Raw genomic sequence first — 14,177 nt, forward strand, 5'->3', positions numbered from 1 at the left:
TTCGGGGAGGATTTGTGGACCAGAACAGCCTGCCACCCATTCAGACGACGGCGCGCGATGACGCCGTGCTGAAGGCGTTGGTGGGCTTTGTGCGCGCCGAGGCCTTGCGGCCGGGCGAGCGGCTTCCAACCGAGCGTATTCTGGCCGAGCGGCTGAAGGTCAGCCGCAACACGGTGCGCGAGGCGCTGACACGCTGGGAAGGGCTCGGTCTTGTCGAGCGCCGGCAAGGCAGCGGCACCTATCTCAAGGCGGCCGTCTCGCCCGACATGCTGCACATGCCGCTGACGCTGGCGGGCGGCAATGATTTCACCAGCCTGATGCAGACGATGGAGATCCGCCGCGCGCTGGAGGCGGAGGCCGCCGCTCTTTGCGCCGAACGCGCCAGCCAGGCCGACATCGCCGAAATCGCGCGCAAGCTCGACATCATGGAGCAGGCGTTCCGCACGCGCGACGGCATGTCGTCGGAAGAGGATTGGGAGTTCCACCAGGCGATCTACCGGGCCTCGGGCAATCCGCTGTTCGAGCAGATCATCGCCGCCATGTACGAATTGTTCCATCGCTTCTGGGAGCATCCGCTCGGCGTGCGCGACTTCGGCCATGCCAGCTTTCCCTATCACCGCACCATCTACGAACGCATCGCCGCGCGTGACCCGCAGGGCGCCCGTGCCGAGGCGCTCAAGTTGATCGCCACCGTCGAGGACGATCTCAAGCGCGGTGCCGCCAAACTCAAACTTTCGAGCCAGACATGAACGAGCATCCATCCGGTTTCGATCACGACTATCTTGCCGAGGCGGCGACGCTGCTGGCGCATGACGAACCGTTCCCCGGTGGTGCGGTGGTGCCGCCGATCTACCAGACCTCGCTGTTCACCTTCGCCAACTATGCCGAGATGGCGGATACCTTTGCCGGCAAACGAAGGCAGCCGATCTATTCGCGAGGCGACAATCCGACGGTGATGGAGTTCGAGGCGCGTGTGGCAGCGCTTGAGGGCGCAGAGGCCGCGCGCGGCTTTTCCAGCGGCATGGCGGCGATCAGTGCCACGGTGCTTGCCTTTGTCGGTGCGGGCGAGCGCATCGTGGCGGTGCGCAATTGCTATGGCGACGCCTACCGGCTGTTCGAGCGGCTGTTGCCGCGGCTCAACATCAAGGTCGACTATGTCGACGGTTCCGACCCGGATGCGGTGGCGGCGGCACTGCCCGGCGCCAAGCTGCTCTACCTGGAAAGCCCAACCTCGATGATGTTCGAGCTGCAGGACATCTCGCATCTGACGCGGTTGGCCAAGGAGCAAGGCATCGTCACCACGATCGACAATTCCTGGGCGACGCCGGTGTTCCAGAAGCCGATCACGCATGGCGTCGATCTGGTGCTGCATTCGGCCTCGAAATACCTTGGTGGCCACAGCGACACCGTCGCCGGCGTCGTGGCGGGTTCGGCCGCTCATATCAAGCACATTAACGAGCAGACCTATTCGTATCTCGGCGGCAAGCTGTCGCCGTTCGAGGCGTGGCTTTTGCTGCGCGGCCTGCGCACGCTGCCGCTGCGCCTGCCGCATCATATGAAAAGCGGCCTGACCATCGCCGAACGGCTGAAGGCGCATGCCAATGTCGAGCGGGTCAACCATCCCGTCTATTCGAACCACCCGGGCAAGGCGACGCTGGCCGGCTATGCCGGTCTGTTCTCCTTCGAGGTGACGGACGATATCGACATCCCCGTCTTCGTCGATGCGCTGAAATATTTCCGCATCGGTGTCAGCTGGGGCGGGCACGAAAGCCTGGTCGTGCCGGCCAAGGCGTCGCTGGAGCAGACGCCGGGCCTGAATTCGATGGCGCGCTTCGGCGTCAGCCCCCGGACCATCCGCTTCAATGTCGGATTGGAGAGTGTCGAAGACCTGTGGGCGGATGTCGCCCAGGCCTTCGAAAAAGCCAGAAAATAACAAGCGGGTTCAAAATGGGAGTCTTGAACATGAAAAAACTGACCATCATGCTTGCCACCGTTGCGGGGCTGGCGATTTCCGCCGGAAGTGCTGCGGCCGATTCGACGCTGAAAATGGTCGAAGTCATCACCAGCCCGCCACGCACCGAATTCCTGAAGAAGCAGATCGCCGAGTTCGAAACGGCCAATCCGGGCGTCAAGGTCGAGCTGATCTCGCTGCCCTGGGGCCAGGCTTTCGAGAAATTCCTGACGATGGTGCAGGCCGGCGATACGCCAGACATCGTCGAAATGCCGGAACGCTGGATGGGCCTCTATGCCAACAATGCCCAGCTCGAGGATCTCGGCCCCTACATGGCCAAGTGGGACGACGCCAAGACGCTTGGCGACCGCGCCAAGCAGTTCGGCTCGACCGTCAACAACACCCAGTTCATGATCCCGTACGGCTACTATGTGAACGCGCTGTTCTGGAACAAGAAACTGTTCAAGGAGGCCGGCCTCGATGGCCCGCCGGCGACGCTCGATGATTTCATTGCCGATTCCAAGAAGATTTCTGCGCTCCCAGGCAAGTACGGCTACTGCCTGCGCGGCGGGCCGGGCGCCTTCAACGGCATGCACATGTTCATGAACATCGCCGCCGGCAAGGGCGGCTACTTCAACGAGGACGGCACCTCGACGATCAACGACGAAGGCTCGGTCAAGGGTCTGCAGATGCTGGCCGACATGTACAAGGACGGCCTGGCGCCGAAGGATGCGGTGAGCTGGGGCTTCAACGAAACGGTCACCGGCTTCTATTCCGGCACCTGCGCCATGCTCAACCAGGATCCGGACGCGCTGCTCGGCATCGCCGACAAGATGAGCGCTGACGATTTCGCGGTGGCGCCATTGCCGGTCGGGCCGAGCGGCAAGTCATATCCGACGCTGGGTTATGCCGGCTGGGCGATGTTTGCCAACTCGCAGCACAAGGATGATGCCTGGAAGCTGATGGCGACGCTTTTGGCGCCTAAGGACAATCTGGAATGGGCCAAGGAAGTCGGCGTCGTCCCGATCCACAACGGCGCCGACCAGGATCCCCATTTCAAGACCGAGCAGTTCAAGGGCTGGTTCACGGAGCTCAGCGATACCTCCAAATATGAAATGGTGACCCCGCCGACGCATCTGGAAAACCTCGGTAACTTCGTCGACCAGGTGGCGATCAAGAATTTTCAGGAAGTGCTGCTTGGCCAGAAGACGGCCAAGGAAGCGGCCGACGCATGGGCCACGTTCCTGACCAAGGAACAGCAGGACTGGCTGGCGAAGAACAAGAAGTAAGCGCCTCTTCTTCCTTCTCCCCGTTCACGGGGAGAAGGTGGCCCGAATGCATGTCGCCCAAAAGTGCGTAGCGGTTTTGGGATAACGACTTGCACAAACAAGGCCGGATGAGGGGCGGCGCTATGCCTCGATAGGTTCGCGCTGCCCCTCATCTGCCTGCCGGCATCTTCTCCCCGTATAGTGACGGGGAGAAGGACGCTGTCCCCGACGCCGCTCCAGGGAGCCGATCCTTAGCCAATGACCTACGCCGTGTCCGAAATACGATCCGCCGGCAAGCCGCGTCGCAAGCGGCTATCCCACGCCGCAATCGAGCCATGGCTGTATCTCAGCCCGGCGATCATCCTGCTGGTCGTGGTGCTCTTGGTGCCGCTGGTCATCGGCATCAGCTACTCCTTCCGCAAATTCTCCGCGTTCAAGTCCGAATATGTCGGGCTCGGGCAGTATGAGGCGATGCTGTCGGATCAGGTGCTGGGGCAGGCGCTGGTCAACACGTTGTGGTGGACCGTCGCCAGCCTGTTTTTCCAGTTCTTCCTCGGCCTTGGCCTGGCGCTGCTGCTCGACAAGCCGTTTCGCGGCCGCAAGGCTGTACAAGCCCTGGTGTTCCTGCCCTGGGCGGTGCCGTCCTTCCTGTCGGGCCTGACCTGGGCCTGGCTGTTCAATCCGATCATCGGCCCGCTGCCGCACTGGCTGTTTGCATTGGGGCTGAAGGCCGAGCCGACCAATGTGCTGTCCGATCCCTCAACCGCCATGTGGGGGCCGATCATCGCCAATATCTGGTTCGGCATTCCGTTCTTCGCCATCACGCTCTTGGCGGCGCTGAAATCCATTCCATCGGAACTGCATGAGGCGGCGGCGATCGACGGCGCTTCGCCGTGGCAGCGCTTCACCAAGGTGACATTGCCGTTCCTGGCGCCGACCATCGCCATCACCGTGATGTTGCGCACCATCTGGATCGCCACCTTCGCCGACCTGATCTTCGTCATGACCGAGGGCGGGCCAGCCGGCTCGACCAACACGGTGCCGGTCTACATCTATGTCAGCGCCTTCAAGTCGCTCGACAAGGGCTATGCCTCGGCGGTGGCCGTGCTGCTGCTGGTGCTGCTCATTGCCTATGCGATTGCGCTGATCGGCATCCGCCGCACCCTGGTGAGGCACGTCTGATGATCGCAGGACGTTCAACCTCGCAGCGCGTCTTCGGCGGCATCGGCCTCTACGCGGCAATCGCGGCTTACGTGCTGTTTGCCCTGTTCCCGATCTACTGGACGCTGAAGATCTCGGTTACGCCGGAGCGGCTTCTCTATTCCGAAGGCATCACCTTCTGGCCATCGCATATGACGCTGCAGAATTTCGTCACCGTGCTCGAGGCCACCGATTTTCCGCGCTATTTCCTCAACAGCGTCATCGTATCGGTCTCGACGGCGGCGCTGGTGACGATCATCGCCACGCTCGCCGGTTATGCCATGTCGCGCTTCACCTTCCGCGGCAAGGCGGCCCTGGCGCTGATGCTGCTTTTGACCCAGACCTTTCCGCTGGTGATGGTCATTCCGCCGATCTACCGCGTGATGGGTCAGATCGGCCTGATCAACAGCCTGACCGGGCTGATCATCATCTACACCGCCTTCAACACGGCCTTTGCCACTTTCCTGATGCAGTCCTTCTTCGACGGCATCCCGAAGGATCTGGAGGAGGCGGCGATGATCGACGGCTGCACCCGCGCGCAGGCGATGCGCAAGGTGATCGTGCCGCTGACGCTGCCCGGCATGGGCGCAACACTCGGCTTCGTCTTCACTGCCGCCTGGAGCGAGCTTTTGTTCGCGCTGATGCTGATCTCCAGCGACGACCAGAAGACCTTCGCGGTCGGCCTGCTCACCTTCATCGGCAAGTTCGCCGTCGACTGGGGGCAGATGATGGCGGCATCCATCCTGGCGCTTATCCCTGTCTGCATCTTCTTCGCCTTCCTGCAACGCTATCTCGTCACCGGCCTGACCGCCGGCGCCGTCAAAGGATAGATCGATGGCCTCTGTTACGCTCGAAAAAGTCCGCAAGGATTATGGTGCCGTCCGCGTCCTGCACGCTGTCGACCTTGAAATCGCCGATGGCGAGTTCGTCGTCCTGGTTGGGCCGTCAGGCTGCGGCAAATCCACGCTCTTGCGCATGATCGCCGGGCTGGAGGAGGCTTCCGGCGGCGAGATCCGCATCGGCGAGCGGCTGGTCAACGACGTCGCACCGAAGGACCGCGACATCGCCATGGTGTTCCAGTCCTATGCGCTCTATCCGCATATGGACGTGTCGAAGAACATGGGCTTCAGCCTGCTCTTGAAGAAGGCGGAGAAGACGACGATCGACGCCAGGGTTGACGGTGCCGCCAAGCGGCTCGGGCTCGACACGTTCCTGCAGCGCCTGCCGCGGCAATTGTCCGGCGGCCAGCGCCAGCGCGTCGCCATGGGCCGTGCGATCGTGCGCGACCCCAAGGTCTTTCTGTTCGACGAGCCGCTGTCGAACCTCGACGCCAAGCTGCGCGTCCATATGCGCGCCGAGATCAAGGCGCTGCACCAGCAGCTGAAGACGACATCGGTTTATGTCACGCACGACCAGATCGAGGCGATGACCATGGCCGACAGGATCGTCGTCATGCATGACGGGCTGATCCAGCAGGTCGGCGCGCCGCTCGATCTCTATGACCGGCCGGCCAACATGTTCGTCGCCGGTTTCATCGGTTCGCCCGGCATGAATTTTCTGCCGGCGACGGTTCGCAAGGGCGGCACCTCGGAGGCCGTCCTGGCCGATGGCCAGGCGCTGCGGCTGCCGGACGGCCTGCCGCTGAAGGATAGTGACGCCATCACCGTCGGCCTGCGGCCCGAGCATATCAAGTTGGCGGATGACGGCGCGCTGCAGGGCGAGGTGGGTGTGGTGGAGCCGCTCGGGCTTTCGACGCAGTTCTACGTCAAGCTGGCCAGCCAGCAGCTTTGCGTCTTTGCCATGGGCCGTGCCGGCGTGAAGCCCGGCGACGTGGTGCGGCTGGCCGCCGATCCGGAGTCGCTGCATCTGTTCGATCCGAAAAGCGGTGATCGCATCGGCTGAGGAATTCAGCCCGGACGGCAGACCTGCAGATTACGAACGGCCGCATCTGGCGCTGATGTCGGGTGGGAAATAGACGGGAAGATTATATCTCGATTGACTAAAATAATGGAACGTCCAACAGACATTTCCGGAACCTAACAGGACCCCTCAGACCTTTGCGTGTAGCGCACAAGACCTTAGTCCCGCCGCCTTCTAAAAAGAACGGAAGCCATTTGGTCACGAAGTAGGGCCGCCATACGAGAGGTCAATACCAGCGGCGACCTCTGCAAATATGGGCGAATCGGCGGTGTGCGGGTATGGTGCGATCGCGGAAGGCGGCTGTGGAGCCTAATAACCGCGAGGGATTCTTCTAGGCAGCGGCGAGCTGTCCATTGGGTTCTCGGCCGACTTGGCTGATCGCCGCTCTTTTAGCCACAGGGACTTCTTTCTTCTTGCCAGGCTCTCGTCTCGAATGCTGTCTTCGGCGGGCACTTCGCCATGCGTCGCGGCAATCGCGAAGTCGGCTCTGTTGGTTCGATAGTCACCTTTTTGAATGGACATCGTTTTCTCCCGGGTCGAGGCATTCCCCCCTTTAGCCTGATGCTGAAACTAACTGCCTATCCGTCGTGCGAGTCTACCAATTGGCGATTGTATTAAAACGATACACTCCGCGGGTGTGGGATGGCGCGGGCTCGGAACGTCCGGCGAGGTTCGGTAGAAGGTGCAGAGGGATTACAAACGAAAACGCCGCCCAATGGGCGGCGTTTCGGCATTGCAGAGGGAAAACCCAGATTACTTGATCTTGGTTTCCTTGAATTCGACGTGCTTCTTGGCAACCGGGTCGTACTTGCGGAACGACAGCTTGTCCGTCTTGGTGCGGCTGTTCTTGCTGGTCACGTAGAAGAAACCGGTGTCGGCGGTCGACAGAAGCTTGATCTTGATGTTTGCGGCTTTGGCCATGATATCAGTCCGTTTGTTCGTGGGGTTTTGGCCGCTGGAGCACGGGGAAACACCCGGACGCGGGAAACTTGGCGCGACACATAAAGAACGCGCCCGGAAAGTCAAGCCCGGTAGGCCTTGTGTGTCGTAAGCAGATGAGTTGTCCGGATTAGGTAGCAGATGAGTTGTCCGGTTTTATCAGCAGCCGATGGAGGCTGGGGATGAAGCGGGCAGCATGGCTACAGGGCCGGAGAATGCAGAAGTTTCGGGACGTTTTGAGCCGTTGGAATGGCGGCGATCTTTCGATGATGGAGGCCGGTGAGTTGCTGGGCATGTCGGAGCGGCAATTCCGACGTTACCGCGACCGCTACGAGGAGGCTGGGGAAGCTGGTTGCTCGACCGGCGTTTGGGCAAGATTTCGACGCGTCGGGTGCCTGCGGAAGCAATTGAGGAGATGTTGGAGCTTTATCGTCATCGCTACCTTGGCTGGAATGTGAAGCACTTCCACGAGCACCTGCTGCGCGATCACGACTTCAGCTGGGGCTACACCTTCATCAAGACGCAGCTTCACGCGGCGGGCCTGGTGGACCGGGCCAAGCGGCGCGGTGCTCACCGGCGCAAGCGGGAAAGGAAGCCGTGCGAAGGGATGATGCTGCATCAGGACGGCAGCCGGCATGCCTGGCTGGAAAGCCAGCCAATGCTTGATCTGATCGTGACCATGGACGACGCCACGAGCACGATCTATTCGGCCTTTCTGATCGAGGAGGAAGGCACGGCATCGAGCTTTCAGGGACTTCTGGAGACCTTTGTCGCGAAGGGATTGCCGTCGAGCTTCTACACCGATCGAGGCAGCCACTATTTCGTGACGCTCAAGGCCGGCGAGGCGGTCGACAAGAGCCGGCTGACCCAAGTCGGGCGAGCGCTGCGGCATCTGGGCATCGAGCATATCCCCGCCTATTCGCCTGAAGCCAGGGGGCGCTCCGAGCGGATGTTCTCCACCTTGCAGGATCGGTTGCCCAAGGAGCTGGCGCTGGCCGGCATTACCGATATCCAGGCCGCAAACCGCTTCATCGCACAAACCTATCTGCCGGCACACAATGTACGCTTCGCCAGGCCGGCCACGGTTGGAGACTGCGCCTTTGTCGCCGCCGACCCGCACCAATTGGCCCAGATCCTGTGCATCGAGGAGGAGCGCGTCGTTGCCCGCGACAACACAATCGCTTTCGCGCGGCTGCGATTGCAGCTGCCGCAAAGTCCGATCCGACATCACTTCGTCAAAGCCACGGTCAAGATCAGGCAGTACCCGGATGGCACGCTTGCAATCTTTCATGGGCCGCGCCGCATCGCCCAATACATGCCTGACGGCGCTACAATCCTAGAAACCTCCCGTACAGGGCAGGCCGCGTGAACCGCTTCGACGCAAAACAGAAACGGACAATTGATGTGCTACCAAACCGGACAACTTGATTAGCTACCGACAGCCCGGCAGGCCTCGTGCGACCCGCCTGAGCCCGCTGGTGAGCGGAAATCATGCGGTTTGCGTCACTGACACCGCCACCTTCTTCCAGTCCCCGGTCGTGTTCCACCAGCGATTCGGATTGGCGCGGTCGTCCAGCCCCTTGGAACGGCTGGCGAGAATCGGCTGAATGCGGATCACCGGTTCCTGGTAGGAATGAGCCTGGAAAATCGCCTCGACGACGCGGGCGGCCAGTGCCTGGTCGTCCGGCAGTTCGAAGGAGACCTCGACCGTGCCGGGGCGCCGCCGCAATTCCGTTTCGGCGCCGGCGGCCGCGCCGTCAAGCGGCCTGTAGCGTTCGATGCCATGCGCCGACTGATAGGCATTGCGGTCATATTTGCCCATGGCCAGCGGCGCTATCGCGACCACCGCGTCCATGATGCGGTCGATATCGGCGGCCGGGGCCTGGAAGGTTACGAGCAGAAGCAGTGTCATTCGTAGCGATGTGGTTTCAAAGCCGCTGTCGATCATGGAAGTGTCCTCAAGTGTTTTGGGACACCCTTTTAGCCCTGTGCTCCTGACACGGTTCTGTCAGCAGCCTGTCATCGGCCAATGCGAATGCCGGGCTGACGGCAGTCGCGTTACAGGAGGATCTTGCGGACCAGCCTGACGGCGACCAAGGCAATGTAGGCGGCGAAGAACAGGCCGAGCGACCAGCCGAAGCCGGACGGACCGAACGCATCCATGCCGATGCCGATCGCTTGCGGGCCGAGCACCATGCCGACGCCGTAGCACAGCACGAAGGCGGCGTTGGCCGACGCCAGTTCGTGGCCGGAAAGCTGCGAGCCGAGATGAGCAAGGCCGATCGTGTACATGGCAGCGACGACACCGCCCCAGACGAACAGAAGTGCGGCCATCAAATGCCAGTTCTGGGCGAAGAAGGGCATGAAGACGGTGCCGACGAGACCGACCGTGGCGCAGGCAATCAGCAGATAGCGGCGGTCGCTGACGCGGTCGCTGATCATGCCGATCGGGATTTGCAGCAGCACATTGCCGAGGCCGATCATGGTCAGGAGAAGGGCTGCGTCGGCTTCGGAATAGCCGATGCGGCTGCCGTAGATCGGGAACAGCGCAAAGCCGCCGGTTTCCACCGCGCCGAACACCAGCACGGCAGCGGTCGCCGACGGCACCAGCCAGATGTAGCGCAGAAAATTGCTGGTCTCGCCGTCGGAGGCGATCGACGGGCTCTCGTTGCGCGCCGCCAGCACAGGAATGGCTGCCAGCGTCACCAGACCGATGATGACGCCGAACGGCCTGAAGCCCGAGCTGCCGAGATGGGCGAACAGCCACGGCCCGGCGGCAAAGCCGAGCGACAGAACCGTAGCATAGATGCCGAGGACAAGGCCGCGCCGGTGCGGCGGCGCCGAGGTGCTGATCCAGAATTCAGACAGGATGAACAGCACCGTCAGCGCGATGTGCAGCACGATGCGCAGCGGAAACCACATCCAGAAATCGGGCGCGAAATGGAAGCCGACAAAGGCCAGCGCGCCGGTAGCGATCATGGCAATCATGGTCCAGGCGACGCCGAAGCGCATGGCGAGCGGCGTCGCAAGCGGCGCGCCGGCGATCGAGGCGAGGCCGGCGACGGCGGTGTTGAGGCCGATCATCGAGGCCGAATGGCCGCGCGTTTCGAGGATGACGCTGAGCAGCGGCATGCCGAGGCCGATGGCGATGCCGACGACGCTGATCGACGAGATCGCCGCCACCATCGGCAGCCAGTGTACGCGTTCGTCGCCCTGTGGTTGGGTATCGACCGTCATGGGATGCTGAATACTCTGTCTTTTTGATCTTACGCAATTCCGGACGGAAAACCGCGTCACACTTTTCCTGGAATTGCTCTAGAGAAGTTCGCGGGTGAAGCGGTTGCGGACAAGCCGGTAGAAGGGCACGGGACCGCCTGGACGCAACAGCGGATCATGGGCGAGGCGCTTTTGCAGCTCGTCCAGGATCATTCGGGTGATGTCGGGTATGTCGGCTTCCCTGGCCTTGGCAAGCGGCAGCCAGACCAGCTCTTCGAGTTCGTTGGTCGGGCCGCCACCGGGCAGTTCGACCGCGACGTCGTCGCGCCAGGCGCTGAAGAATCGCGTGTCGAAGCGGCGCACCCGATTGGGCGGCGTGATGGCGCGCGCGACGAAGCGCAGCATGTCCAGGGAAGGCTGCACGCCGTGTTCGGCAAAGCCTTGCCAATCGGGCCTGGGCGTGGCGAAAGCGCCTTTGCGGCCGATCAGCAATCCGGCTTCCTCATAGGTCTCGCGGATGGCCGACAGAGCGATGGCGCGGGCCCGTGCGGCGCTTGTGCGGCCCGGCCCGGCGATCAGCCTGGCTTCCTGCTCCGGGTGCAATGCGGCGGCGACGGGGATGCGGCTGTCGGCCGGATCGGTGCGGCCGCCGGGAAAGACGAACTTGCCCGGCATGAAGGCGTGGCCGGCATGGCGGCGGCCCATCAGAACCAGCACGTCATCGCCCTTGCGGTCGAGCAGGATCAGGGTTGCCGCGTCGCGCGGGCGAATTGGCCGGTCGCTATGGGCGATCATGCTCCGCTCGATCTTGTCGACTTCCGCCTTGGTCATACCGTCCATGCGCAGGACCTAGCGGAAACTTCTGGCAAGCGAAAGTGGCCTTTCACGGTCGGTATGTTGCGCCAGGCCGCATTCTTGGCTGCGACTCAGGCTCCGGGATGCGGCTCGATCACGTCGTGCTCGCCGCCGAAGCCGTGCATATAGAACGCCCATTGCAGTCCGATGACGGCACCCTTGACCGGTTGCAGCAGCGCGACCGACAGAAGGATGGTCAGCGGCACCCAGATGGCGATGTGCTGCCATGTGGACAAGGTCGAGGTCGCCTCGACACCCATGAAGGCGCCGAGCACGATGTGGCCGACGATGACGATGACGAGATAGGCGGGCAGGTCGTCGGCGCGGTGGTGATGCAGTTCCTCGCCGCAGACGCTGCATGTGTCGACGGTCTTGGTGAAGGCGCGAAACAGCTTGCCTTCGCCGCAATGCGGGCAGCGGCCGAGCAGGCCGCGCTTTATCGCCGTCCACAGCGGGCGTGCGGCCCGGCCCGAGTGATGTTCTCCGCCGAAAACCTGTTCTTCCATGGCTGTTGTCATCATCGTCTCCTGCCGCGCGAACCCGGTCGCGTTTGCGACGCGCGGGCGCGGCCCTTGGCCTTGTGAAACGACCGCTTGGAGCCCGGCAAAGGCTTCGGGTCGGTCAACATCTCGAAGCGCATCGCGCCGGCCATCGGCGCCACCTCGATGAGTCGGACCTCGACGCGGTCCGCGAGCTGGTAGCCTTTGCCCGAGCGTTCTCCGAACAGGGAGCGGGCCGTTTCGTCGTATATATAGTAATCGCCGTTCAATGTTGACACCGGGATGAAACCATCCGCGCCGTACTGCGGCAATTGGACAAATAGTCCTGATTTGGTGACGCCGGAGATGCGGGCATCGAAACGGTCGTCGATGCGCTCCGCCAGATAAGCGGCGATCAGCCGGTCGACCGTGTCCCGCTCGGCCGCCATTGCGCGGCGTTCCGTGCCTGAAATCAGCACTGCGACATCTTCGAGCCGTGCTGCTTCGTCCTGTGTCAGCCCGCCGGGACCCAGTCCGAGTGCGGCAATAAGTCCGCGATGCACGATCAAATCGGCATAGCGGCGGATCGGCGAGGTGAAATGGGCGTAGCGCCTGAGGTTGAGACCGAAATGGCCGATGTTCTTGGGCGAATATTCGGCCTGGCTCTGCGAGCGCAGCACCACTTCGTTGACCAGGCCTTCATTGTCGGCGCCGCGCACGCGTTCCAGGATGCCGTTGAACTGGCTTGGCTGCATCTGCGCACCGCGAGCCAGCGACAGGCCAAGCGTCTGCAGAAACTCGCGCAGCGATTCCTGCTTGGCCAGCGATGGCGCGTCATGGACGCGGTAGACCAGTTCCTGTTTCTTCGCTTCGAGCGTCTCGGCCGCGGCAACATTGGCCTGGATCATGAATTCTTCGATCAGCTTGTGGGCATCGAGCCGTTCCGGCACGATGACGCGATCGACGGTGCCGTCCGGCTTGAGCAGGATCTTGCGCTCCGGCAGATCGAGCTCGAGCGGCTGGCGGCCATCGCGGCCACGCTTCAGGATCGCATAGGCGTCCCACAGCGGCTTCAGCACGGTATCGAGGATCGGACCGGTCTTGTCGTCCGGCACGCCGTCGATCGCCGCCTGTGCCTGGGTGTAGGCAAGCTTTGCCGCCGACTTCATCATGACGCGATGGAAGGAGTGCCTGAGCTTGCGGCCCTCGGCCGAGAAGATCATGCGCACGGCGAGCGCCGGCCGGTCCTGCCCCTCGCGCAGCGAGCAGAGATCATTGGAGATGCGCTCGGGCAGCATCGGCACGACGCGATCCGGGAAATAGACCGAATTGCCGCGCTTCAGCGCTTCGCGATCGAGCGCCGTGCCAAAGCGCACATAGGCGGCGACATCGGCGATGGCGACGGTGGCGACCACGCCGCCCGGGTTCTTCTCGTCGAGATCCGGCGTGGCGAAGACGGCGTCGTCATGATCCTTGGCGTCCGCGGGATCGATGGTGACCAGCGGCAGGTCGCACCAGTCCTCGCGGTGATCCAGCGTCGCCGGTTTGACGGCTTCGGACTCGGCGATGACGTCGGACGGAAAGATATGCGGAATGTCGTGCGCGTGGATGGCGATCATCGAGACCGCCTTTTCGCTGGTCAGCGAACCCAGCACGTTGAGCACCTTGGCTCTCGGCAGCCCATAGCGAGAGGCCCGTGCGGGCTCGACCTCGACGAGATCGCCGTTCTTGGCGCCGTTCTGGAATTCCTTGTCGACGATCAGTTCGGGCTGGCGCCGTTCCACCGGCTCGATGCGGAAGGTGCCGTCCTGCAGAATGCGGAAGACACCGAGCACGGCATCGCTGCGCTTCTCGAAAATCTTCATCACCCGCCCGGTGTAGGCGGGGCCGGTCGCTTCGTTGGTCGGAAAGGTCTTCGCCAGCACGCGGTCGCCGATGCCGGGCGCCGGGCCGCTGCCGCCACGCGAGACGCGGATCGAGACGACGGGCGGTTCGCCGGTGCCCACGGCCTCGGCCGGGTGCGCCAGCAAAATGCCATCGCCGTCACGGCCAAAAATGTCGAGCACGGCGACATGGGGCAGGGCGCCGACGCGGGCCAGTTGCTTGCGCTCCTTGGTCAGGACGCCTTCGTCCTGCAGGTCGCGCAGGATGTCCTTCAGCCAGATGCGGTCGTCGCCACGCAGCGCGAACGCCTTGGCAATGTCGCGTTTTCCGGCGCGATCAGGATTTTCGGCGATGTAGCGCAGGATCTCGTCACGCGAGGGCCGGTAGTCGTCCTTGACCTTGGCCCTGGTGTCGGCGGTGCGCGGATCGCCGTGGCTCCTACCGGTGATCCTGCGCGCCACGCTG

15 protein-coding genes are annotated in these 14,177 nt (G+C 62.8%); 8 read left to right on the top strand and 7 right to left on the bottom strand.

What is annotated here, in order from left to right; all coding sequences use genetic code 11:
- Window positions 1–14: 14 nt before the first annotated feature.
- The 6 genes from HB777_10700 (at window position 15) to ugpC (ending at window position 6,321) form a co-directional block, all read left to right on the top strand.
- The gene (locus HB777_10700; protein QND64330.1) at window positions 15–749 is read left to right on the top strand and encodes a FadR family transcriptional regulator; all 735 of its coding nucleotides are present in this window, start codon (window positions 15–17) and stop codon (window positions 747–749) included.
- Window positions 746–1,933, top strand: a complete 1,188-nt coding sequence (locus HB777_10705; GenBank protein ID QND64331.1) for a hypothetical protein — start codon at window positions 746–748, stop codon at window positions 1,931–1,933. Before HB777_10700 ends, HB777_10705 begins: the two co-directional genes overlap by 4 nt.
- 29 nt (window positions 1,934–1,962) lie before the next feature.
- Complete coding sequence (locus HB777_10710) at window positions 1,963–3,240, top strand: sugar ABC transporter substrate-binding protein (GenBank protein QND64332.1); 1,278 nt, start codon at window positions 1,963–1,965, stop codon at window positions 3,238–3,240.
- Between the two features lie 237 nt (window positions 3,241–3,477).
- Window positions 3,478–4,401, top strand: coding sequence for a sugar ABC transporter permease (locus HB777_10715; GenBank protein QND64333.1), 924 nt, complete (start codon window positions 3,478–3,480; stop codon window positions 4,399–4,401).
- Window positions 4,401–5,249, top strand: coding sequence for a carbohydrate ABC transporter permease (locus HB777_10720; protein QND64334.1), 849 nt, complete (start codon window positions 4,401–4,403; stop codon window positions 5,247–5,249). The genes HB777_10715 and HB777_10720 overlap by 1 nt, the downstream gene beginning before the upstream one ends.
- A 4-nt stretch (window positions 5,250–5,253) precedes the next feature.
- A complete protein-coding gene (gene ugpC / locus HB777_10725; GenBank protein QND64335.1) occupies window positions 5,254–6,321 on the top strand; it encodes a sn-glycerol-3-phosphate ABC transporter ATP-binding protein UgpC in 1,068 nt (355 codons plus the stop codon).
- Window positions 6,322–6,648: 327 nt separating this feature from the next.
- Here the strand turns inward: ugpC and HB777_10730 are convergent, their stop codons facing one another.
- Window positions 6,649–6,861 carry a hypothetical protein gene (locus tag HB777_10730; GenBank protein ID QND64336.1) on the bottom strand — a complete coding sequence of 71 codons (213 nt, stop codon included), beginning with the start codon at window positions 6,859–6,861 and terminating at the stop codon, window positions 6,649–6,651.
- Window positions 6,862–7,092: 231 nt separating this feature from the next.
- Window positions 7,093–7,260: a 50S ribosomal protein L33 gene (gene rpmG / locus HB777_10735; protein QND64337.1), complete on the bottom strand. Its 168-nt coding sequence runs from the start codon at window positions 7,258–7,260 to the stop codon at window positions 7,093–7,095.
- A 200-nt stretch (window positions 7,261–7,460) separates the two neighbouring features.
- On the opposite strand from rpmG, the gene HB777_10740 reads away from it, so the two are divergent.
- Together HB777_10740 and HB777_10745 are read left to right on the top strand one after the other, a co-directional pair.
- On the top strand, window positions 7,461–7,736 hold the full coding sequence (locus tag HB777_10740; GenBank protein QND64338.1) for a helix-turn-helix domain-containing protein: 276 nt from the start codon (window positions 7,461–7,463) through the stop codon (window positions 7,734–7,736).
- A complete protein-coding gene (locus HB777_10745) occupies window positions 7,670–8,647 on the top strand; it encodes an ISNCY family transposase (GenBank protein ID QND64339.1) in 978 nt (325 codons plus the stop codon). Before HB777_10740 ends, HB777_10745 begins: the two co-directional genes overlap by 67 nt.
- A gap of 120 nt (window positions 8,648–8,767) precedes the next feature.
- Here the strand turns inward: HB777_10745 and HB777_10750 are convergent, their stop codons facing one another.
- The 5 genes from HB777_10750 to rnr form a co-directional block, all read right to left on the bottom strand.
- A complete protein-coding gene (locus tag HB777_10750; GenBank protein QND64340.1) occupies window positions 8,768–9,226 on the bottom strand; it encodes a hypothetical protein in 459 nt (152 codons plus the stop codon).
- A gap of 110 nt (window positions 9,227–9,336) precedes the next feature.
- Complete coding sequence (locus tag HB777_10755; protein QND64341.1) at window positions 9,337–10,515, bottom strand: MFS transporter; 1,179 nt, start codon at window positions 10,513–10,515, stop codon at window positions 9,337–9,339.
- A gap of 78 nt (window positions 10,516–10,593) precedes the next feature.
- The gene (locus tag HB777_10760) at window positions 10,594–11,334 is read right to left on the bottom strand and encodes an NUDIX hydrolase (GenBank protein ID QND64342.1); all 741 of its coding nucleotides are present in this window, start codon (window positions 11,332–11,334) and stop codon (window positions 10,594–10,596) included.
- Between the two features lie 86 nt (window positions 11,335–11,420).
- A complete protein-coding gene (locus tag HB777_10765) occupies window positions 11,421–11,867 on the bottom strand; it encodes a DUF983 domain-containing protein (GenBank protein QND64343.1) in 447 nt (148 codons plus the stop codon).
- A complete protein-coding gene (gene rnr, locus HB777_10770; GenBank protein QND64344.1) occupies window positions 11,867–14,173 on the bottom strand; it encodes a ribonuclease R in 2,307 nt (768 codons plus the stop codon). The genes HB777_10765 and rnr overlap by 1 nt, the downstream gene beginning before the upstream one ends.
- Window positions 14,174–14,177 lie beyond the last annotated feature (4 nt).

The sequence above is a fragment of the Mesorhizobium loti genome (assembly GCA_014189435.1).
GTDB classification, from domain to species: Bacteria; Pseudomonadota; Alphaproteobacteria; order Rhizobiales; family Rhizobiaceae; genus Mesorhizobium; species Mesorhizobium loti_G.